Raw genomic sequence first — 18,844 nt, 5'->3', positions numbered from 1 at the left:
TAGATTGCAACTATTAAAAACAATCAACTACATTCTTTGACTTAATCTGTACGCATGTTATTTCGTATGTCGCTCAATCGCCTGTTTTGGCTGATTTCGATCTTGCTGATGCTGCTTTTTCTGACCTTGACCGGCCGGATCGTCAGCAGCGAATGGTCCGTATACGAACGCAGTACAAAGAGCATGCCTGCCATTAAGAATTTGCAGCTGGCGTTACTGGTGGAAGAAGCGTTGGCGGCCGAGCGTGGGCCTGTCAATTCGATGTTGACGCAGGAATCGGACGATGCCGCAGAGGTGGTTCCACGGCTGGAGCAGGCGCGTTCCGCCAGCGATCAGTCGCTGGCAACCTTGCACCATGCTCTGCAAGTACAAGCTGACCCGGCGCTGGCGCCGGTACTTGAGCAGGTGGAATCGACACAGCAAGCGCTGGCGGCGGCACGTAAAGAAGCCGCTCCTTTACTAGCCGGGCCGAAACAGCAGCGCGACATGGCCGCCGTCGGTACCGCACTGGAAATGATGGCCCATGCGATCGGTGTTTTTGCGCCGGCGATTACCACTTTGTCCGGAATTGCGGTCAAGTCGGATGCACAGCTTAGCGACGGTTTGCAAGGCGCTCAGCTAACCTCCAGTTTGCGCAATATTGCGGGGCAGATAGGATCTGTCCCGATTGCTCCGGTAGCCGCTCAGCGCCCTTTTACCTCTCAGGAAATCTACGCATTCTCCAAATTATCGGGACAGATTGAACAGTTGTATTCGGTGATTGAACTGCAACTGCACGCGTACAGCGGCAATCCAGCCGTGGAAGTTGCCTTGAATACGGTGCGTGATCAATACCTCGGCGCCGGCCTGGGTTTCCTGGACGAATTGTTCGTCATCGGGCGCAGTACGGGAAACTACGGTTTGAGCGCCCATGATGTGACCGCACGCTATGTCCCGAAAATGGCGGCGATTCCGCACCTGCGCGATCTGGTCCTGGCCGAGATGCTAAAGCAAGCCGACTATAAAAACAGGCAGGCCGCCTATGTCCTGTGGGCAGCAACCGGCCTGGGGGTTATTGCGCTGGGTATTTTCATGCTGCTCATGCGGGTGATACGACAGCGCGTCCTGCGCCCGATTCTTGATGCTACCGATCTTTTCACATCGCTGGCCGAGGAGCGTTTGAGTACAGCTATTCCGATACCAAGTCATGACGATGAGATTGGCGCCATGATGCGCGCGATACATGTATTGAAGGCCCATAGCCTGGCCAAAGTCGGCCTCGAAAAACAGCGCGAGGAGCTGATTGCCCAATTGCAGACCTTGTCCGACACGGATTTCCTGACAGGGCTGATGAATCGCCGTGCATTCTTTTCGCAAGGCGAGCAGCAATTCGGTATCGCTCAGCGTTATCGGCGGCAGTTGGTGCTGATCGTGATGGATGTCGATCATTTCAAGGCAGTCAATGACCGGTACGGGCATCCGGGGGGCGATCAGGCGCTGCGTGGCGTGGCGGACCTGTGTCGGCGATATCGTCGCAAGGTCGATCTGCTGGCACGCTATGGCGGTGAGGAGTTCATCCTGCTGTTACCCGAAATCGATTTGTCTCAAGGGCTTGCCGTCGCGGAGAAATTGCGCAGTGCTATCGATGCCTGCCATTTGCAGCTGGATGATGGCCAGATCGTCAATGTCACCGCCAGTTTTGGCGTGGCGGCGTTTGATTGCGAGGCTGTCGATTACGACAAGAGTCTTGAAAGCCTGATTGAACGCGCCGATCAGGCCTTGTATCAAGCCAAGCATGGTGGCCGCAACAGGGTAGTGGCATCGCCGCAGCGCAAAGTTGACGAATCGTTTCCGTCATCTGATGTTCCGGTTTGAGATAGTGCCCCAAGGGGGAGCCCGATGGTGAGAAAGAAATTTCTGTTGAGAAATTTTCCGACGTGATTTGCTAGAATGGCGGGCTAATCTTCGGAGACATGGATGAACAAATTCCTTTTTATTTTTACGCTGCTTTTCAGTCTTCTATTGGCGCCGTTCAGCTACGCCGCAACGCCACATCAGCAACTCAATACACTCTTTGACAGCGACTGGCAGTGGAGCATGCGCAACGCACCGGAGTTTGCCACCGCCGTTGGCGACAATCGCTTTAACGACCGGTTGTCGGATGTTTCGTTGGCAGCCAGCCTGGCAGGCAATCTCCACCAGGAGCAGATGCTGGCTCAAGCCAGGCGCATTGATCGTAACAAATTAAGTAGCCAGGATCTGGTTTCCTACGATCTGTTCGTTTATGAAAAACAGAAGAACATCCAGGCCGCCAAATTCTACCCGTACAATCCGGAACCGATCTCGCAACTGAACGGTGTCCAGTTCGAGTTTCCGCAACTGGTTGCGCAAACGCCATTCAATACCGCCAAGGATTATCGTAATTACCTGGGGCGCCTGCGGGCATTGCCGAAGTACGTCGATGGTGTGATTGCGCAATTGCAGCAAGGCGTCAAATCCGGTTGGGTGGCGCCCAAAGTCACGATGAGCGCGGTGCCGGGGCAGCTTCAGGAATTTGTCGCCAAACTCGATAGCAGCCTGTTGGCGGCCCCGTTCAAAGACATGCCTGCTTCGATTCCGGCGGCGCAGCGCACCAGCCTGGCGCGTGAAGGCGAGCGCCTGCTGCAGCAAGGTGTGGCGCCGGCTTTCCGCAAACTGGACGCTTACATCAGCGACACCTATCTGCCCGCTTGTCGCGACAGCATAGCGGCGTCGAGTTTGCCCGGCGGTGCGGCGTATTACGCCTACAAGGTCAAGGAAAACACCACCACCAGCATGACGCCGCAAGAGATCCACGAGGTCGGGCTGCAGGAAGTGGCGCGGATTCAAGCGGAAATGAAACTGGTGATGCAGCAGACCGGATTCAAGGGAACGTTCGCAGAATTCATCACTTTCCTGAATACGGATCCGCGTTTCTATTACACCAAACCGGAAGATCTGCTGGCCGGCTACAAGGAGATCATCAAGAAATCATCCGCGCAGTTGCCGCTTTTTTTTGCCGATATTCCCCGCGCTGCGGTCGATGTGAAACCGGTGCCGGAAGTGGGTGCGGAGAACCAGGCCGGCGCTTACTATGAACCTGGAACGCCGGATGGTTCGCGGCCGGGTTATTTCGTCGCCAACCTGTCGAAGCTGGATTCGCGTCCTAAGTGGGAAATGGAAACCCTCACCTTGCATGAGTCGGTGCCTGGCCACCATTTGCAGACCGCGCGCGCCCAGGAAATAAAAGGCTTGCCTGAGTTCCGGCGCTTCGGCTGGTACGTTGCTTTCGGCGAAGGCTGGGCGTTGTATGCCGAAAGCCTGGGAGGCGAAATGGGTTTCTATACCGATCCCTATTCGAAGTTCGGGCATCTCAACGATGAGTTGTTCCGGGCTGCCCGCCTGGTGGTCGATACAGGGATGCATGCGCTGGGCTGGACGCGGCAACAGGCGATCGACTACATGAACGTCAACACGGCCAATCCACCGCACGACAACCAGGTCGAAATCGACCGCTACATCGTCGATCCCGGCCAGGCCCTGGGTTACAAGATCGGCCAGCTGAAAATCAAGGCCTTGCGCGAAAAGGCGCAGCAGGAATTGGGTAGCAAGTTCGACCTGCGGCGCTTTAACAACGCCGTCATCGACAATGGCGCCTTGCCGCTGGAGATGTTGGAAACGCAGATAAACACCTGGATTGCGCAACAAGCGGCAGCTGTCTAGTTGCTGAATGCCTAAGCTGACCTTGCGATGATGCAGGCCGGCTCAGGCGTAGCGGGCCGCCAGCAATTTCGCGATCCAGTCGACAAACACCCGCACGCGCGGCGACAGGTGTTTGTTGTGGGCGTACACCACGGATACCGGTAATGGCGCCGGCTTGAAATCCGGCAGCACTTCTTCAACAGCGCCGCTCTCCAGTAACTCTTCCAGACCGAAGCGCGGCGCTTGTATCAATCCTAGTCCGGCGATGCAGGCGGCCAGGTAAGCCTCCGAGCTGGCCACCGAGATCTGGCCGGGAAGCTTCAGGAATCGCGGTTCGCCATCCTCCAGATATTCCCAGCCAAGGTCGCGCCCGGTGCGGCTGGAAAAATAATTGACCACCATGTGATGCTGTAAATCGCCCAAGGTCTGCGGCCGGCCGTGGCGATCCAGGTAAGACTTGGCCGCGCAGTTGATCTGCTCCATGTTGCCGATGCGGCGCGCGATCAGGCTGGAATCGCTGAGAGGACCGGCGCGCACCACACAGTCGACCGCTTCGCCGATGAGGTCGACGAAGCGGTCGGTGGCGCTCAACTTGATTCGCAGGTTCGGATACTGCGCAAAAAAATCCGGCAACGCTGGTATCACCACCGTGTGCGCCAGGCGTTCCGGCAAGTCAACCCGGATCACGCCGCGCGGCTGCAACTGGTCCTGCTGGAACAGGGTATCGACATCTTCGAATTCAGCCAATATTCGAGTGCAACGATCAAGGTAGGTGATGCCTTCATCGGTCAACGTTACCTTGCGTGTGGTGCGCTGTAGCAAGCGGACCCCGAGGTGTTTCTCAAGCGCCTGAACCGCATTGGTAACGGTGGCTGCCGGCAAATTCAACTGCTCGGCCGCACGGCTGAAGCTGCCCAGTTCGGCGACGCGAGAGAAGACTTCCATTGCCTGAATCCGATCCATGGGCGCTCCTATTTCCTATTGTTAGCAATTTTCGAATAAAGAAATCATTTTATGCGCATTTATTAATTTTTGGACACGGACAATAATGTGTTCAAGGCGGCCATATCTGGTTTCGCCCTTCCCATCGAATACATGAAGGATGTCATTATGAGAATGCAAAAACTAGGTAGTACCGGCCCGCAATCCTCCATCATCGGCCTTGGCTGCATGGGTATGTCCGACTTGTACGGACCCGCCGATGAAACTGAAAGCATCGCCACGCTGCACGCAGCAATCGATGCCGGTATCACTCTGCTGGATACCGGCGATTTTTACGGCATGGGACATAACGAGATGCTGATTCGGGAAGCCTTGCGCACCCGCAATCGTGATCAGGTACTGCTCAGCGTTAAATTCGGCGCCATGCGCGATCCCGCCGGCAATTGGAGCGGTATCGACGGCAGGCCTGAGGCGGTGAAGAGTTTCCTGGCTTACACCTTGCGCCGGCTCGGCACAGATCATATCGATATCTATCGCCCGGCACGGCTCGATCCGGCCGTGCCGATTGAAGAAACGGTAGGCGCCATCGCCGACATGGTGAAAGCAGGGTACGTGCGTCATATCGGTTTGTCGGAAGTTGGTGCGCAAACCCTGCGCCGGGCACAGGCAGTGCATCCGATTTCCGATCTGCAAATTGAGTATTCGCTGGTGTCGCGCGGTATCGAAGCCGAGATCCTGCCGGTTTGCCGTGAACTCGGCATCGGCATTACTGCCTACGGCGTGTTGTCGCGCGGTTTGATCAGCGGACACTGGGGCAAGGACAAGGTGTTGGCGCCAGGCGATTTTCGTGGCCGTAATCCACGTTTCATTGGCGACAATCTGGCGCACAACCTGGCTTTGCTGGATGCCTTGCAGGCCATCGCCGCCGACAAGCAGGCGACCGTGGCGCAGATTGCAATCGCCTGGGTAATGTCGCGTGGCGCAGATATCGTGCCGCTGGTCGGCGCGCGTCGTCGTGACCGCCTGGCTGAATCACTGGGGGCAATGGATATTCAGTTAAGTACCGATGATCTGGCGCGGATCGAGGTAGCCGTGCCAGCCGGTGCAATCGCCGGTGAACGTTATGCGCCGGTAATGATGGCCCATCTCGATAGCGAACACCGCCACACTAGCTGAGTTTTATTTCTGTGAAACTCGGGCTTTAAAGCTTTAATTGCAGGAAATCCAGAAAGCAGGTGATGCGCCGGGCCAGCTGGGTATTCCTGTAATACACCGCATGGATCTGTTGCCGGTAACCATTGTTATGCTCTGCCAGGATATCGACCAGCGTCCCCCGGGCAATATCCTCGCGCACCATGAAAGCCGACAGGCAGGCAATCCCAAGCCCATGCAGCGCCAGCTGACGTATGGTTTCGCCGCCGGATGCCGATAGCGTCGGAGTGATCGGCAGCTGCTCTTCCTGTTGTTGTCGCAACGGCCAGTTGTTGAGCGATTCCGGCTGCGTGAAACCAATCAGCTGATGTTGCTTCAACTCTTCCGCGCTGGCTGGCGTGCCATGCGCGCGCAGGTAATCGGGGCTGGCGACGATGTGCAGCTGGCTTGCTCCCAGCCGGCGCGCATGCAGCATCGAATCTTGCAACGCACCGTGGCGGATGGCGATGTCGGTGCGTTGCTGCAGCAAATCGATATTCTGGTCGTTGCTGGTCAACTCAAGCGTAATGTCTGGATAGTTACTGCGAAATTCGGCTATATGCGGCACTATGCAGTGCAGCATGAAAGGCGGCGAGGCGTCTACCCGCAGACGTCCCGATGGCCTTTGATGGCGCACCTGGATGGCTTCTTCCGCTTCCTCCATCGCCGCAATGATCGTGCGTGCCTTTTCCAGAAAAAGATGGCCCTCTTCGGTCAACTCCATGCGGCGCGTGGTGCGGGTCAGGAGCGTGGTGGCCAGCTTCTGTTCCAGCCGCGACAATGCGCGGCTCAAGCCGGATGTGGTCTGGCCCAACTGCTCGGCGGCGGCGCTGAGTGTGCCGTTGTCAACCACGGCGATAAAAATCCGGAGATCGTCTGAGTGTATATTCATCGTGAGTGTCAGAGGGGTGCAAGGCCCTAGGGTCTGTTAACAATTGATTTGGGAGATGCGTTCAAACCAAAACGTGTGCTGGCAAGGCGCGTGGTGTAGCAGGGGCCGAGGCCCCTGTAAACCATGCAACGCGGCCAGCGCACGTTTTGGTTTGAACCCTCCGGGAACGGCTGCAGGCGTCACATGCCGTCGTTACTTCTCCTTGCCGTAGCACCGCTACGTCGCGTCGTCGCGCCTAGGCCTGTAACGCCTGCCGCGCGTTCGCACTCCCAAATCAAATGTTAACAGACCCTAGTGAACGCCGCCGCCATGACTGCCCAGGTTGGCCGGCGCTTCGTCTTCCATGCTGGCCAGGCCTTGCAGGATGCCGCAATCCTTGGCAGCCTGGGATTTCTGGCATTGCTTGCGCAATTGCTTCAGTTGCGTTTGCAACGCTTTCAATTCGCTGATGCGGTCGGCGACATGCTCGATATGGTGGTCCAGCAAGGTATTTACTTCGGCACAGTTATCTTCCGGCAAGTCGCGAAACTGCAGCAGCTTGCGTACTTCATCCAAGGTCATGTCCAGTGAGCGGCAATGGCGGATGAATTGCAGGCGTTCGATATGCGCTTGCCCGTATAGCCGGTAATTGCTTTGGGAGCGCGCCGCCAGCGGCAGCAAGCCTTCGCGTTCGTAATAGCGGATGGTTTCGACCGGGCAGCCGGCGTGACTGGCCAGCTCGCCGATTTTGAGTGAAGTTGTGCTCATGGTTGTTTTTCCTGTTACTTCAAACTAAATGCTTGACCTTATAGTAGCTACAGGGTTTTAAATGTGCAAGGAGTAATCAATTGTTGGTAATTAATTGATTCATTGCGTTTTTGAATAAGACCCGAGTCAAGGAGAACCACACCATGGGCCGTTGCGAACACGACCACCACGATCATCAGCATAAGCACGATCACCAGCATGAGCATGCTCATGCTCATGCGGGCACGCCGGCCGTCAGTCGCGCGCCATTGGCCGCCGGCGCCGAGCAGGCCGTGTTCCTGATCCAGAAAATGGATTGTCCGACTGAAGAGAAACTGATCAGGGACAAGCTCCGGGGCATGGCCGGCATCGACGCCATGCAATTCAATCTGATCCAGCGCGAGCTGACGGTCCAGCATCGTTTGCCCTCGGTGGCCGCTATTGTCGCTACCTTGAAAGCACTGGACATGGAGCCGGCGCTCAAATCGGACACGCTGACCGGCGCGGTCGATCTGACCCAAGGCATGGGCGATGGCGCTTTCAAGATATCCCGTAAAAAATGGTTGCTGATGGCAATCTCTGGCCTCACTGCGGTCGGCGCCGAGGTAGTGGTTTGGACCGGTGGCCAGGACAATTCATGGCTGGTGATCAGCCTGGCGCTGGTTGCGATCTTGAGCGGTGGCCTGGATACCTTGAAAAAGGGCTGGATAGCGCTGCGGAATTTCTCTCTCAACATGAATTTCCTGATGTCGCTGGCGGTGATCGGTGCTGCCGTCATCGGCCAATGGCCGGAGGCTGCAGTCGTGATCTTCCTGTTTGCGCTGGCGGAAATGATAGAAGCATTGTCGCTCGACCGCGCCCGCAACGCGATTAAAGGGTTGATGGCGATGGCGCCGGATCTGGCGACTGTGCAAGATGCCGATGGCGCGTGGCGAGAAGTCGCCACCGGCGAGGTGGCGCTGGCTGCGTTGATCCGGGTCAAGCCGGGCGCGCGCGTGCCGCTGGACGGGCTAGTGACAGAAGGCCAAACCACCATCAACCAGGCGGCCATTACCGGCGAGAGCATGCCGGTAGAGAAGCAGGCCGGCGATCAAGTGTTCGCCGGCACGATCAATGAGCGCGGCTCCTTTATCTATAGGGTGACTGCGCTGCAAGCCAATTCGACCCTGGCGCGCATCATCAAGAGCGTGCAGCAAGCGCAAGGCGAGCGCGCACCGACACAGCGTTTTGTCGATCAGTTTGCGCGCTATTACATACCGGTGGTGGTGTTGGCCGCGATACTGGTCGCCACTTTGCCGCCATTGCTGATGGGGCTGGGCTTTTATTCGTGGCTGTACAAGGCGCTGGTGCTGCTGGTGATCGCCTGTCCTTGCGCGCTGGTGATTTCTACGCCGGTGACGGTGGTTAGCGGGCTTGCGGCCGCGGCCAGGAACGGGGTGTTGATAAAGGGCGGCGTCTACCTGGAGATGGGGCGCAAGATCAAGGCACTGGCATTGGACAAAACCGGCACGCTGACCCAAGGCAAGCCGCGTGTCACCGATATACAGCTGGTGCAGCCGCCAGCTGATGCAGATGACCGCGGGTTATTGCAATTGCGGCGTCAGGCGGCAAGTCTGGCCAGCCGTTCCGATCATCCGGTATCGGGCGCGGTCGTTGCGCATTGGCAAATATCGGGTGATGCAGAAAATTTGTTCGAAGTCGGTGCTTTCGAAGCGTTGACCGGTCGTGGCGTGCAGGGCGAGATCGATGGCCGGCAATTTTATCTGGGTAACCATCGGTTGGTGCATGAAATGAATATTTGCAATCCTGCGCTGGAAGCACGCTTGTCGGCGCTGGAGAGCGAAGGGAAGACCACGGTGGTGCTGTGCTCAGCCACGCAGCCGTTGTTGATTCTGGCGGTCGCCGATACGGTGCGCGATACTGCTGCGGAAGCGGTAGCCAGGTTGCATGCGATCGGTGTCGAAGTTGTCATGCTGACCGGCGACAATACGCATACTGCGCAAGCCATCGCCGCCCAGGTTGGCATCAGCGACGCCCGTGGCGATCAGTTGCCGCAAGACAAGCGCGATGCCGTCAATGAATTGCGCCAGCGCTTTGGCTACGTCGGCATGGTGGGTGACGGCATCAACGATGCGCCGGCGTTGGCGCAGGCCAATATCGGATTTGCGATGGCGGCGGCGGGTAGCGATACTGCGCTGGAAACGGCCGATGTCGCGTTGATGGATGATGACCTGCGCAAGATCACAGATTTCATTCGTTTAAGTAAAAAGACACACACGGTGCTGATGCAAAATATCGCCTTGGCGCTGGGCATCAAAGCGATCTTCCTGGTCCTGGCCCTGACTGGCGAAGCGACGCTGTGGATGGCGGTGTTCGCCGACATGGGCGCGAGCTTGCTGGTGGTGTTTAACGGATTAAGACTGGTGCGCGCATTGCGTACTTGATGCCTATTCATATATAGTCATTTGTAGTTGAATTCAGGATGCGGTCAAATGGCAAGCCCACAAATAGAAGTCATTTTCGATCAAGATACCTCCACGTTTACCTATGTGGTGTATACCGCGGCGGGTAGCGAGTGCGCGGTGATTGATTCGGTGCTTGGTTACGATCCGATTGCCGGCCACACTTCCACCACGTCGGCTGATCGCGTGATTGAGTTCGTGCGCAGCAAGGACTTGAAGGTGCAATGGTTGTTGGAAACCCACGCCCACGCCGATCACATTTCGGCTGCACCTTACCTGCGCCAGCATCTGGGCGGCGCAATCGCCATTGGCAATCAGATCAGTGTGGTTCAGGGCGTATTCAAAAAAATCTTCAACCTGCAATCGGATTTTTTGCTGGATGGTACCCAGTTCGATTATTTGTTCGCGCCTGACGAGGTTTTCCACATCGGCAGCCTGCGAGCGCAAGCGTTGCATGTTCCGGGGCATACGCCGGCCGACATGGCTTATCTGGTGGAGCAGGATGTGGTGTTTGTCGGCGATACGCTGTTCATGCCGGACCTGGGTTCAGCGCGCTGCGATTTTCCCGGTGGCAGCGCCAGCAGCCTGTATCGGTCGGTGAGCAGGTTGTTGAGTCTGCCGCAGTCGACCCGGTTGTTCGTGTGCCACGATTATCCGCCCGATGGCCGGGCTCCCGCCTGCGAGGCGACAGTTGCCGAGCAACGCGCAAAAAACATCCACGTGCGGGACGGTATCAGCGAGAATGAATTCATCGCCATGCGTAACCGGCGCGATGCCACGCTGGGTTTGCCAACTTTGATGCTACCTTCGATCCAGCTCAATATCTGTGCCGGCGTATTGCCCGCAGCAGAAGAGAACGGTGTGAGCTATCTGAAGATCCCGCTGAATGTTGTCTTGTAAAGCCGCTCAAAGGAACGCCTAAAAAGACGAGCCGGGCTGCTGCAGGAAGTCCAGCTCTTCAGGTGTCGACTGGCGTTGCAGAATATGGTTGCGATGCGGAAAGCGGCCGAAGCGAGCGATGATGTCGCGGTGCCGGATGGCGAATGAGAGGTAGCCCGAAAAACACTCCTTCTGGCTTGGCGCAACTTGTTCGACCAGTGCAGCGCACAGCGCCACCGCCTGCTCCTGGTCTGGCAGCAATTCTGAATGCGTCAGCGGCAAGTGCAGGAAGGTCCGTTCGATCGGGCGCAATGCGGCATAGAAATCCGGCTGCAGGCCGCTACGGCAAAAACGGCGCGCCAGCGTATCGAATGCAAATGAACGTGGCGTTTTGCGGTACATATTGCGCGGAAACTGATCAGTCAGCAGAACCAGGGCCATCACGCCTTGAGGTGTGTTTTCCCAATCCGGCAACTGGTTTTTCTCAGCGGCAAGCAAGGTTGTTTCAAACCGCTGCCTGATGCGCAAATCGAGATCAGGATTTTTACTCCACCAGAGCTTGCCTTGCTGTCTGGCGGTAGCGACGTCGTCCGGATCGTCGCCGAACCAGAATTCTGTGATCGCCAGAATATTTTCCATCTTTTGTGTCTGCCTGGCGCCGGCTAACGATCAGCCTGCGTTGCGCCGAGGCAGCACATAGATAAGAAGGTCGCCAATGGTCACTTTTTGACCCGCTTGAATCTTGCAAGTCTTGCGCAATTCGATTTTGCCGTCGACCGCTACCACGCCACTGGCAACCAGCGCCTTGCCGGCGCCGCCGCTGTCGCATACGCCAGTCAGCTTGAGCAGTTGATTGAGTTCGACGTAATCGCTGTTGAGGCGTAATTCCAGTTGTTGCATAGTATTCCGATGAGATAAATAAGTGTTCAGGTGTTAGCTGTGCGGCTCAGCGCCAGTTGCGCCTGGTCCAGCCAGACGTGCAGCTGGGCCAGCAGATCCTGCTGGCTGAACGAGCAGCTCTCTTCAGTGAACAGGCTGCCGGCTTCCAGCCGTCCGAGGAAATTTTCTGCCACTTCCGCAAAGCGGGGAGGTAAAGACGAAAGTAGTGCAGCCTGCGCGCGCCAGGTCTGGCATAGTGCGGTTGCACTGCTGCCGTTATTCTGCAATGCGGTTACCGCGTCGCGCAGTAGTTGAATGGTGTCTTGATGCGGCATGTTGTAACTATATGCTTTAGTGAGTCAGTCCCGCCAATACGAACAAGCCGATCGCCGCCGCGAACGCAATGGCCCACACGGCCGAACGTGCGCTGGGGAGGTCTTTCAGATACAAAACGGTATAGACGATGCGGGCGATGATGAAGATCATTGCCAGCAAATTCAGCATGTTTTGTGTGGCATGTACCTGCTGCGCAATGATTACACCGGCGGCAAAAAACGGGAATGCCTCGAAATGATTACGGTGCGCATAGTCGGCACGACGCCGTATGCCCGATTGTTTCTCCAGCCAGGCGCGCGGTTCGGCATTATCAAAGTCGGGACGGCCACGCTTGGCGATCACGATTGTAAATAACGGCATCAATCCAGCTATCAGTACGCACCAATAAGCAATTGTCATAGGTCTTCCCGATTAACGAAACACGCCATTAGAGTGTTTTTACTTCAAATGTATTGCAGGATTTGACTTCGCCGCTGCTGATACCCTGCTTGAACCAGCGTACCCGTTGCGCCGAAGTGCCATGGGTGAACGAGTCCGGTACGACGTAGCCTTGCTCCTGTTTTTGCAGGGCATCGTCACCGATCGCGGTAGCGGCGTTCAAAGCGCCTTCAACATCGCCTTGCTCCAGGATGCTGCGCGCCTGGTTGGCGTGGAAGGCCCAGACTCCGGCCAGGCAATCGGCTTGCAGTTCCAGCCGCACCGACATGGCGTTCGCCTGTGCTTTCGACATCTGGCGCTCGGCGCTGTGGACCTTGTCCATGATGCCCATCAGGTTTTGCACGTGATGGCCGACTTCATGGGCGATCACATAAGCTTGCGCAAATTCACCGGATACATGAAAGCGCTGCTGCATCAATTGATAAAAGCTGAGGTCGATGTATACCTTGCGGTCGCCGGGGCAGTAAAAAGGGCCGGAAGCGGTTTGTCCGGTGCCGCATGCAGTTTGGGTGGAGCCGGAAAACAGTTTCAGGGTTGGCGCTGCATAAGTCTTGCCATTGGCGCGGAAAATCTGGGTCCAGACGTCTTCGGTATCGGCCAGCACGGTGCGCACGAATTTGGTCTGCCGATCTTGTGCGGGCGCTGCGTGGTTGGGGCCGCGGGCTCCGCCGGGAGCTTGCTGCGACTGCTGCTGCGGCTGGCTGACCGGGCCACCGCTTAGCAGGCTGATGACGGTAGTCGGACTAATGCCGAAGAAATAGGACGCCACCAGTGCAATGGCGATAGTGCCAAGCCCGATGGAGCGACCACCGCCGAAACCACCACCGCCGCCACCCTCGTTGCGGGCGTCCTCGACGTTGTCACTTTCCCGATTGCCTTCCCATTTCATGGCTGCTTCCCCTGTTGATGTTAGTAGGCAATTTTAACGGAATCGCTACAACCGACAACAGATAGATGCAAAACTACTGTGAGATATGGCAAAAAATTTATTTGAAATCCCATTTCATCTGCTCGGCAATCGGAATGTGTTTTGCCGATTCGACGCAGAGCGGGAGGTAGTCGGTAAAGCGCGGTGCCGGACTAATGCCTTCGGTCAGCAGGTTTGCATTGTCAAATACATAATTCAAGCCGGCAAACGCACCATACAGCTTGAGCGCGCGCAGCAGCAGGCGGTCATTGCATTCAGGGACGCATTCGCGCATGCGCGGCAGCAGGGTGGCGATAGCATCGGGCGTGATTTGCTTGTAAGTAGGACCAATCGGCTCGATACCGCGAGCGGCAGCCAGAGCCAGGTCGATTTCGCGGAACGATACGCTCGAGACGAGTCCGGCCGAGATATGGAATACGTTATGTGTCAGCGTATCTTTCTGGGCCAGGTCGATGATGGCCTGGGCACACCAGTCGACCGGTACCACATCGACTTTTTCATCGAGAGAAGTGGTCAGCGCGCCAAGCAGTTGCCAGACCATGAAGACCCAGAAAATACTTTGCGACGGCGCGCAACCCAGCTTGGTGTGGCCGACAATAATCGACGGCCGGACATAGATCACCGGCAGGTCGGGATACATGTCGCGCAACTTCTTTTCGCCCAACGCCTTGGAGCGGGTATATGGCACCAGATGCTGGTCGCCGAGCGGCAGGTCGATCTGTTCCTTTACCACGGCATTGATGCCGGCGCCTTCGCCGCAAGCCATGGCGGTGCCGATGTACATGAAGCGCTTCAAGGCAGGCCGCTGATGCATCAGCTTGCCGAGCGCCACGGTGCCATCGACATTGATTGTTTCGAGCAAAGGATGTTTCGAGAAAGTCGCCAGGGCAGCCGAATGGATCACTACCGATACCCGATCCAGGCGCGGATCGTTGCTTACGCTATCAAGTTCCGACAAGTCGGAGCAAAGGATTTGATCGACGCCGATTTGTGCAACGTCAGCCGCACTTGCGCCCAGCAGCTGCAAATTTTCGACAACCCGGGCGTGCGCCGCAGCCGGGGTTTCCGCACGTGCCAACAGCAGTAGATTTTTACCAAGACCGCGGTGAATTGCTTCAACTGCATTGGCGCCACCTAGAAAGCCGGTCGCACCGGTCATCAAAATTAAATTATTCATGAAAGGCGTGTGCTCTTGTAACTTATCTAAAGTGAGTTGATGGTTGCCTGCTGTTTGGGCTGGCTACGGGGTGGTTTATGGCGATGATGTTGGTTGCTGAGCTTGGCGACTTGATTTTTTGTTAAGTATTTTCATTTGCCGCACAAGGTTGTAAGAGCATACAGTCATCGTAACGCGCGATTCTATAGTAGGGTTGACAAACCGATACAAAGATTTACAAAGATTTTCAAGTTGCCGATGCGATATTTTGTTATTGATTATCAAATTATCACGTCGGATAAGTGTTGTACAACATTTAAATTTGCTTCCTGTGAACTTTCGTCAGATAAAAAGTGACCAAAGGTAAAGAAAGAATTATCGGACCACATCGTCAGGCAAGGCTGTTGCCTGATGCACCCGTCGGGGAGCCCGCTGGGGGACCGTTCCGCATTCAGTCCCGTCCTATTCTGTACCCGTCGCCCAGATTCAGTCTTCAGTGTAATTGCGGCCGTGACCAGGATGGGCGCGCGATGAACCGCCAAATTGGGAGTCAACATGTTCTATTGGATCGCAGCGCTGCTTATCGGCGCTATGGCATTAATGCAGTTGCGCGTGAGCGCCTGGGTTTGGCTGCTTGCCATACTGCTCTGGATCGGCGGCGGTTTCTGGCTGGCCGGGATCGGTCTGCTGGCAGCGATATTGCTGTTGCTGCTACTGGTGATTCCGGCCTTGATCGTGGCGGTCAAACCACTGCGATACAGACTGCTGAGCCGTCCGGTATTGAAAATTTTCCAGCGCATCTTGCCGCGCATGTCGCAGACCGAACGCGATGCAATCGAGGCGGGCACTACCTGGTGGGACGCCGAACTGTTTTCCGGCAAACCAGCCTGGGACAAGTTGCTGCAACTGCCGGCGCCGAAACTGACAGAGGAAGAGCAGGCTTTCTTCGATAACGAAGTCGAGCAATTGTGCGGCCTGGTCAGCGACTGGGACAGTACCGAGATCTGGCAGGATCTGTCGCCGCAGGCCTGGCAGTTCGTCAAGGAGAAAGGTTTCCTCGGCATGATCATTCCTAAACAATATGGCGGCAAGGAGTTTTCCGCCTACATGCATTCGCAAGTGATCATGAAGTTGTCGTCGCATTGTTCCGCCGCCGCGATTTCGGTGATGGTGCCGAACTCGCTGGGCCCGGCTGAATTGTTGCTGCAATACGGCACTGAAATACAAAAGGATTATTTCCTGCCGCGGCTGGCTGCTGGCGAAGAAATCCCGTGCTTTGCCTTGACCAGTCCCTATGCCGGTTCAGATGCGGCGGCGATACCGGATATCGGCGTGGTATGCATGGGCAGCTACGACGGCCAGCAAATGCTGGGTTTCAAGATCACCTGGGATAAGCGCTACATCACATTGAGCCCGGTGGCGACGGTGCTCGGGCTGGCATTCCGGGTCCACGATCCGGATCAGTTGCTGACTACCGATGGCACGACAGACCTGGGCATCACCTGCGCGCTGATCCCGACCAATCATCCCGGTGTGGTGACCGGGCGCCGTCACTGGCCTTTGAATGCCGTGTTCCAGAACGGTCCGACTTCCGGCAAAGACGTTTTCATCCCGCTCGACTGGGTGATAGGCGGCCGCGAACAGATCGGCAAGGGCTGGCGCATGCTGATGGAATGCCTGGCCGCCGGCCGCGCAATTTCGTTGCCGTCGTCGACTGTCGGTTTTTCCAAACTGGCGGTACGCGGTACCAGTGCCTACGTCGCGATGCGTCATCAATTCCGGATTCCGATCGGCAAATTCGAAGGAATCCATGAAATGCTGGCGCGCATGGGCGGCAACCTGTATCTGATGGATGCGGTGCGCAGGTTGTCGGCGCTGGCGGTGGATGCCGGTGAAAAACCTTCGGTGATCTCGGCTATCTCGAAATATCACGTGACCGAACGCGGCCGGGTCTTGGTCAATGCCGGCATGGATGTGTTGGGCGGCAAAGGTATATGCATGGGTCCGAACAACTTCCTGGCGCGCAGTTATCAGCAGATGCCGATTGCGATTACGGTTGAAGGCGCTAATATCCTGACGCGCTGCCTGATCATTTTCGGCCAGGGCGCGATTCGTTGCCACCCTTACGTACTGAAAGAAATGAGCGCCGCCGGCGAGATAGATCAAGGCAAGGCCCTGGTCGAATTCGACCAGGCATTCTTCGGACACATCAGTTTTGTGTTCGCCAATTTTTCACGGACGTTACTGGCCGGATTGTCTAGCGGCAGTTTGCCAGCTGCGCCGCGGGCAGCGCCGCAAGAGCTGCGGCATTTTTACCGCGCGGTTAACCGCATGTCGGCAGCGTTCGCCTTGCTGAGCGATATGTCGATGTTCATATTCGGCGGCTCGCTGAAATTCCGCGAGCGCGTTTCCGGACGGCTGGGCGACATCTTGTCGCAGCTGTATCTGGTATCCAGCGTGCTCAAGCGCTACGAGGATGACGGCCGGCCGCAGGACGATTTGCCTTACGTGCACTGGGCGATACAAGATGCCTTGCATCAGGCGCAGGAAGCTTATCTGGGTGTGTTGGACAATTTCCCGAATCGCGTGCTGGCAGTCCTGTTGCGTTTCGTCGCATTTCCATTCGGCCGGCCTTATCAGTTGCCATCGGACGCGCTGGACAGTACGGTGGCAAGGATCATGCAAATCAATGGCGACAGCCGTGACCGCCTGACCGCCGGTATGCACATGTCACGCCCTGAGCAATCGCCGCACGCCTATGGCGAGTTGGCTTTCCAGTTGATTCCACAGGTGAATGCTATTGAAGCGCGGCTCAAACCCGCGTTCCAGGCTGGCACGCTGGCGCCGATGCCGCAAAGCCTGATCGAGATGCAGCACTGGATAACCGCCGCGGCCGCCAGCGGCGACATTACAGAACAAGAGCAGCAGGTCTTGCAGGACTATGCGCGTTACGGTGATGCCAGCGTTCAGGTAGATGATTTTCCGCAGGATTTCAATCAACTGGAATCGGTGCAGAAGCGCATGCAGGCGCAATCTCAATCTTAAGCGCGACAGTCACAGAATACAAAAAACAGAATTTGCAACAAGTAAGAAAGAAATCAAATGACTACCCTAGTGCAGCCGGGTCTGAAACTGCGACCCCTGGAGCGTAACGATTTGCACTTTGTGCATCAGCTCGACAACAACAGCAACATCATGCGCTATTGGTTCGAAGAGCCGTATGAGGCTTACGTCGAACTGGTGCAACTGTACGACCAGCACGTGCATGATCAAAGCGAACGACGGTTTATCCTGGAAAGCGACAACGGCGAAATGGTGGGGCTGGTCGAGCTGGTCGAGATCACCCATATTCATCGACGCGCGGAATTCCAGATTATCGTCGCACCGGGTGCGCAGGGTAAGGGTTATGCCGAGCGCGCAACCCGGCTGGCGATTGAATACGCGTTCTGCGTGCTCAATTTATACAAGCTCTACCTGTACGTTGATAAGGAAAACCAAAAGGCGATCCATATTTACCAAAAATGCGGATTTGAACTGGAGAGCGAGCTGAAAAGCGAATTTTTCATCAATGGGGTGTATCGCGATGCGGTTCGAATGTGCATGTTCCAGCCTGAATATCTGTCTAAACGACAACGTTGAGATACTTTTTTGGCAGATCCGGGCCAAGGATTATCGAAACTCAACCTTGACTTAGTAGTTTCTAAGATATATCTTAGTATCTCATTCAATGAGATAAGGAACAGCTATGTTTGGTCATAGAAGAGGCTGCGACCACAGCCGTATGCATCAAGGTCATGAAAGGCAACATCGTGGTGGCGGTTTGTTTGAGCGGGGCGGGCGGCGTGAAGGTGGCCGTGGCGGACGCATGTTCGAGCAAGGCAGTTTGCGGTTGGTAATTCTTAATCTGTTGCAAGAAAAGCCACGCCATGGTTACGAAGTCATCAAGGCAATCGAGGAACTGGTGGGCGGCGATTACAGCCCGAGCCCGGGCGTGATCTATCCGACTTTGACTTTGCTGGAAGAGTTGGGTTATGCCGCCATTGAGGCTGAAACCGGCGGCAAGAAGTTGTATCGCCTCACACCTGAGGGCGCTGTGTTTTTAACCGCTAATGGCGAAGCTCTGGCCCTGGCGCTGCAACGGCTGGAGGCGGCACAACGTGCATCCGGCAGTTCCGCACCGGAGTTGAAGCGAGCGATCCAGAACTTCCGTATGGCGCTGCATACAAGGCTGGAAAAAGGCGAACTCAGCCAGGAGCAGATCCGCGCCATTGTCGATGCCATCGACCTGGCGGCGGTGAAGATCGAACGGACCTGAC

17 protein-coding genes are annotated in these 18,844 nt (G+C 56.3%); 8 read left to right on the top strand and 9 right to left on the bottom strand.

Going from position 1 to position 18,844, the window contains the following annotated elements; translation table 11 throughout:
- Positions 1-66 precede the first annotated feature (66 nt).
- Together BM205_RS06360 and BM205_RS06355 are read left to right on the top strand one after the other, a co-directional pair.
- Entirely contained in the window at positions 67-1,854 is a 1,788-nt protein-coding gene (locus tag BM205_RS06360; RefSeq protein ID WP_175511184.1) for a GGDEF domain-containing protein, read from the top strand.
- Between the two features lie 102 nt (positions 1,855-1,956).
- Positions 1,957-3,720, top strand: a complete 1,764-nt coding sequence (locus tag BM205_RS06355) for a DUF885 domain-containing protein (RefSeq protein WP_092413624.1) — start codon at positions 1,957-1,959, stop codon at positions 3,718-3,720.
- Between the two features lie 42 nt (positions 3,721-3,762).
- Here BM205_RS06355 and BM205_RS06350 read toward each other — a convergent pair whose 3' ends face one another.
- Complete coding sequence (locus tag BM205_RS06350; protein WP_092413623.1) at positions 3,763-4,662, bottom strand: LysR family transcriptional regulator; 900 nt, start codon at positions 4,660-4,662, stop codon at positions 3,763-3,765.
- A 147-nt stretch (positions 4,663-4,809) separates the two neighbouring features.
- Between BM205_RS06350 and BM205_RS06345 the strand changes: the two genes are divergently transcribed.
- Positions 4,810-5,817 (top strand): aldo/keto reductase, encoded by a 1,008-nt coding sequence (locus tag BM205_RS06345; protein ID WP_092413797.1) that lies wholly within the window; start codon positions 4,810-4,812, stop codon positions 5,815-5,817.
- A gap of 25 nt (positions 5,818-5,842) precedes the next feature.
- Here BM205_RS06345 and BM205_RS06340 read toward each other — a convergent pair whose 3' ends face one another.
- Together BM205_RS06340 and cadR are read right to left on the bottom strand one after the other, a co-directional pair.
- On the bottom strand, positions 5,843-6,724 hold the full coding sequence (locus tag BM205_RS06340; protein WP_092413621.1) for a LysR family transcriptional regulator: 882 nt from the start codon (positions 6,722-6,724) through the stop codon (positions 5,843-5,845).
- A gap of 291 nt (positions 6,725-7,015) precedes the next feature.
- Positions 7,016-7,471, bottom strand: a complete 456-nt coding sequence (cadR, locus tag BM205_RS06335; RefSeq protein WP_092413619.1) for a Cd(II)/Pb(II)-responsive transcriptional regulator — start codon at positions 7,469-7,471, stop codon at positions 7,016-7,018.
- 143 nt (positions 7,472-7,614) lie between these two features.
- Here cadR and BM205_RS06330 point away from each other — a divergent pair, with 143 nt between their 5' ends.
- Together BM205_RS06330 and BM205_RS06325 are read left to right on the top strand one after the other, a co-directional pair.
- On the top strand, positions 7,615-9,894 hold the full coding sequence (locus BM205_RS06330; RefSeq protein ID WP_092413617.1) for a heavy metal translocating P-type ATPase: 2,280 nt from the start codon (positions 7,615-7,617) through the stop codon (positions 9,892-9,894).
- A gap of 48 nt (positions 9,895-9,942) precedes the next feature.
- Positions 9,943-10,812 carry an MBL fold metallo-hydrolase gene (locus BM205_RS06325; RefSeq protein ID WP_092413615.1) on the top strand — a complete coding sequence of 290 codons (870 nt, stop codon included), beginning with the start codon at positions 9,943-9,945 and terminating at the stop codon, positions 10,810-10,812.
- 18 nt (positions 10,813-10,830) lie between these two features.
- Here the strand turns inward: BM205_RS06325 and BM205_RS06320 are convergent, their stop codons facing one another.
- From BM205_RS06320 to BM205_RS06295, 6 genes are all read right to left on the bottom strand, one after another.
- Complete coding sequence (locus BM205_RS06320) at positions 10,831-11,430, bottom strand: DUF924 family protein (protein WP_092413613.1); 600 nt, start codon at positions 11,428-11,430, stop codon at positions 10,831-10,833.
- Between the two features lie 30 nt (positions 11,431-11,460).
- Positions 11,461-11,691 (bottom strand): RNA-binding S4 domain-containing protein, encoded by a 231-nt coding sequence (locus BM205_RS06315; RefSeq protein ID WP_092413611.1) that lies wholly within the window; start codon positions 11,689-11,691, stop codon positions 11,461-11,463.
- 26 nt (positions 11,692-11,717) lie between these two features.
- Positions 11,718-12,005 (bottom strand): hypothetical protein, encoded by a 288-nt coding sequence (locus BM205_RS06310; protein WP_092413609.1) that lies wholly within the window; start codon positions 12,003-12,005, stop codon positions 11,718-11,720.
- A gap of 16 nt (positions 12,006-12,021) precedes the next feature.
- A complete protein-coding gene (locus BM205_RS06305; RefSeq protein ID WP_092413607.1) occupies positions 12,022-12,405 on the bottom strand; it encodes an MAPEG family protein in 384 nt (127 codons plus the stop codon).
- 28 nt (positions 12,406-12,433) lie between these two features.
- The gene (locus BM205_RS06300; RefSeq protein ID WP_092413606.1) at positions 12,434-13,333 is read right to left on the bottom strand and encodes a KPN_02809 family neutral zinc metallopeptidase; all 900 of its coding nucleotides are present in this window, start codon (positions 13,331-13,333) and stop codon (positions 12,434-12,436) included.
- A 97-nt stretch (positions 13,334-13,430) separates the two neighbouring features.
- Positions 13,431-14,549, bottom strand: a complete 1,119-nt coding sequence (locus tag BM205_RS06295; protein ID WP_092413605.1) for an SDR family oxidoreductase — start codon at positions 14,547-14,549, stop codon at positions 13,431-13,433.
- Positions 14,550-15,083: 534 nt separating this feature from the next.
- Between BM205_RS06295 and BM205_RS06290 the strand changes: the two genes are divergently transcribed.
- The 3 genes from BM205_RS06290 (at position 15,084) to BM205_RS06280 (ending at position 18,843) form a co-directional block, all read left to right on the top strand.
- The gene (locus tag BM205_RS06290; protein ID WP_092413604.1) at positions 15,084-17,573 is read left to right on the top strand and encodes an acyl-CoA dehydrogenase; all 2,490 of its coding nucleotides are present in this window, start codon (positions 15,084-15,086) and stop codon (positions 17,571-17,573) included.
- Positions 17,574-17,630: 57 nt separating this feature from the next.
- Positions 17,631-18,167, top strand: coding sequence for a spermidine N1-acetyltransferase (gene speG, locus BM205_RS06285; protein ID WP_092413602.1), 537 nt, complete (start codon positions 17,631-17,633; stop codon positions 18,165-18,167).
- A gap of 142 nt (positions 18,168-18,309) precedes the next feature.
- Positions 18,310-18,843: a PadR family transcriptional regulator gene (locus BM205_RS06280; RefSeq protein WP_254783768.1), complete on the top strand. Its 534-nt coding sequence runs from the start codon at positions 18,310-18,312 to the stop codon at positions 18,841-18,843.
- The last annotated feature ends 1 nt before the right edge of the window (position 18,844 follow it).

It is taken from the genome of Collimonas sp. OK307 (assembly GCF_900113705.1).
Taxonomy (GTDB): domain Bacteria; phylum Pseudomonadota; class Gammaproteobacteria; order Burkholderiales; family Burkholderiaceae_D; genus Collimonas.
Note: the sequence above shows the minus strand (reverse complement) of the source record. Positions and strands in the feature narration are given on the sequence as shown.

What these genes read in the sequence shown, in the direction of transcription:
- speG (WP_092413602.1), top strand. Translation starts at nt 17,631, where the DNA reads ATGACTACCCTAGTGCAGCCGGGTCTGAAACTGCGACCCCTGGAGCGT.
- BM205_RS06360 (WP_175511184.1), top strand. Translation starts at nt 67, where the DNA reads ATGTCGCTCAATCGCCTGTTTTGGCTGATTTCGATCTTGCTGATGCTG.
- cadR (WP_092413619.1), bottom strand. Translation starts at nt 7,471, where the DNA reads ATGAGCACAACTTCACTCAAAATCGGCGAGCTGGCCAGTCACGCCGGC.
- BM205_RS06340 (WP_092413621.1), bottom strand. Translation starts at nt 6,724, where the DNA reads ATGAATATACACTCAGACGATCTCCGGATTTTTATCGCCGTGGTTGAC.
- BM205_RS06350 (WP_092413623.1), bottom strand. Translation starts at nt 4,662, where the DNA reads ATGGATCGGATTCAGGCAATGGAAGTCTTCTCTCGCGTCGCCGAACTG.
- BM205_RS06315 (WP_092413611.1), bottom strand. Translation starts at nt 11,691, where the DNA reads ATGCAACAACTGGAATTACGCCTCAACAGCGATTACGTCGAACTCAAT.
- BM205_RS06310 (WP_092413609.1), bottom strand. Translation starts at nt 12,005, where the DNA reads ATGCCGCATCAAGACACCATTCAACTACTGCGCGACGCGGTAACCGCA.
- BM205_RS06280 (WP_254783768.1), top strand. Translation starts at nt 18,310, where the DNA reads ATGCATCAAGGTCATGAAAGGCAACATCGTGGTGGCGGTTTGTTTGAG.
- BM205_RS06305 (WP_092413607.1), bottom strand. Translation starts at nt 12,405, where the DNA reads ATGACAATTGCTTATTGGTGCGTACTGATAGCTGGATTGATGCCGTTA.
- BM205_RS06355 (WP_092413624.1), top strand. Translation starts at nt 1,957, where the DNA reads ATGAACAAATTCCTTTTTATTTTTACGCTGCTTTTCAGTCTTCTATTG.
- BM205_RS06300 (WP_092413606.1), bottom strand. Translation starts at nt 13,333, where the DNA reads ATGAAATGGGAAGGCAATCGGGAAAGTGACAACGTCGAGGACGCCCGC.
- BM205_RS06290 (WP_092413604.1), top strand. Translation starts at nt 15,084, where the DNA reads ATGTTCTATTGGATCGCAGCGCTGCTTATCGGCGCTATGGCATTAATG.
- BM205_RS06295 (WP_092413605.1), bottom strand. Translation starts at nt 14,549, where the DNA reads ATGAATAATTTAATTTTGATGACCGGTGCGACCGGCTTTCTAGGTGGC.
- BM205_RS06325 (WP_092413615.1), top strand. Translation starts at nt 9,943, where the DNA reads ATGGCAAGCCCACAAATAGAAGTCATTTTCGATCAAGATACCTCCACG.
- BM205_RS06330 (WP_092413617.1), top strand. Translation starts at nt 7,615, where the DNA reads ATGGGCCGTTGCGAACACGACCACCACGATCATCAGCATAAGCACGAT.
- BM205_RS06345 (WP_092413797.1), top strand. Translation starts at nt 4,810, where the DNA reads ATGAGAATGCAAAAACTAGGTAGTACCGGCCCGCAATCCTCCATCATC.
- BM205_RS06320 (WP_092413613.1), bottom strand. Translation starts at nt 11,430, where the DNA reads ATGGAAAATATTCTGGCGATCACAGAATTCTGGTTCGGCGACGATCCG.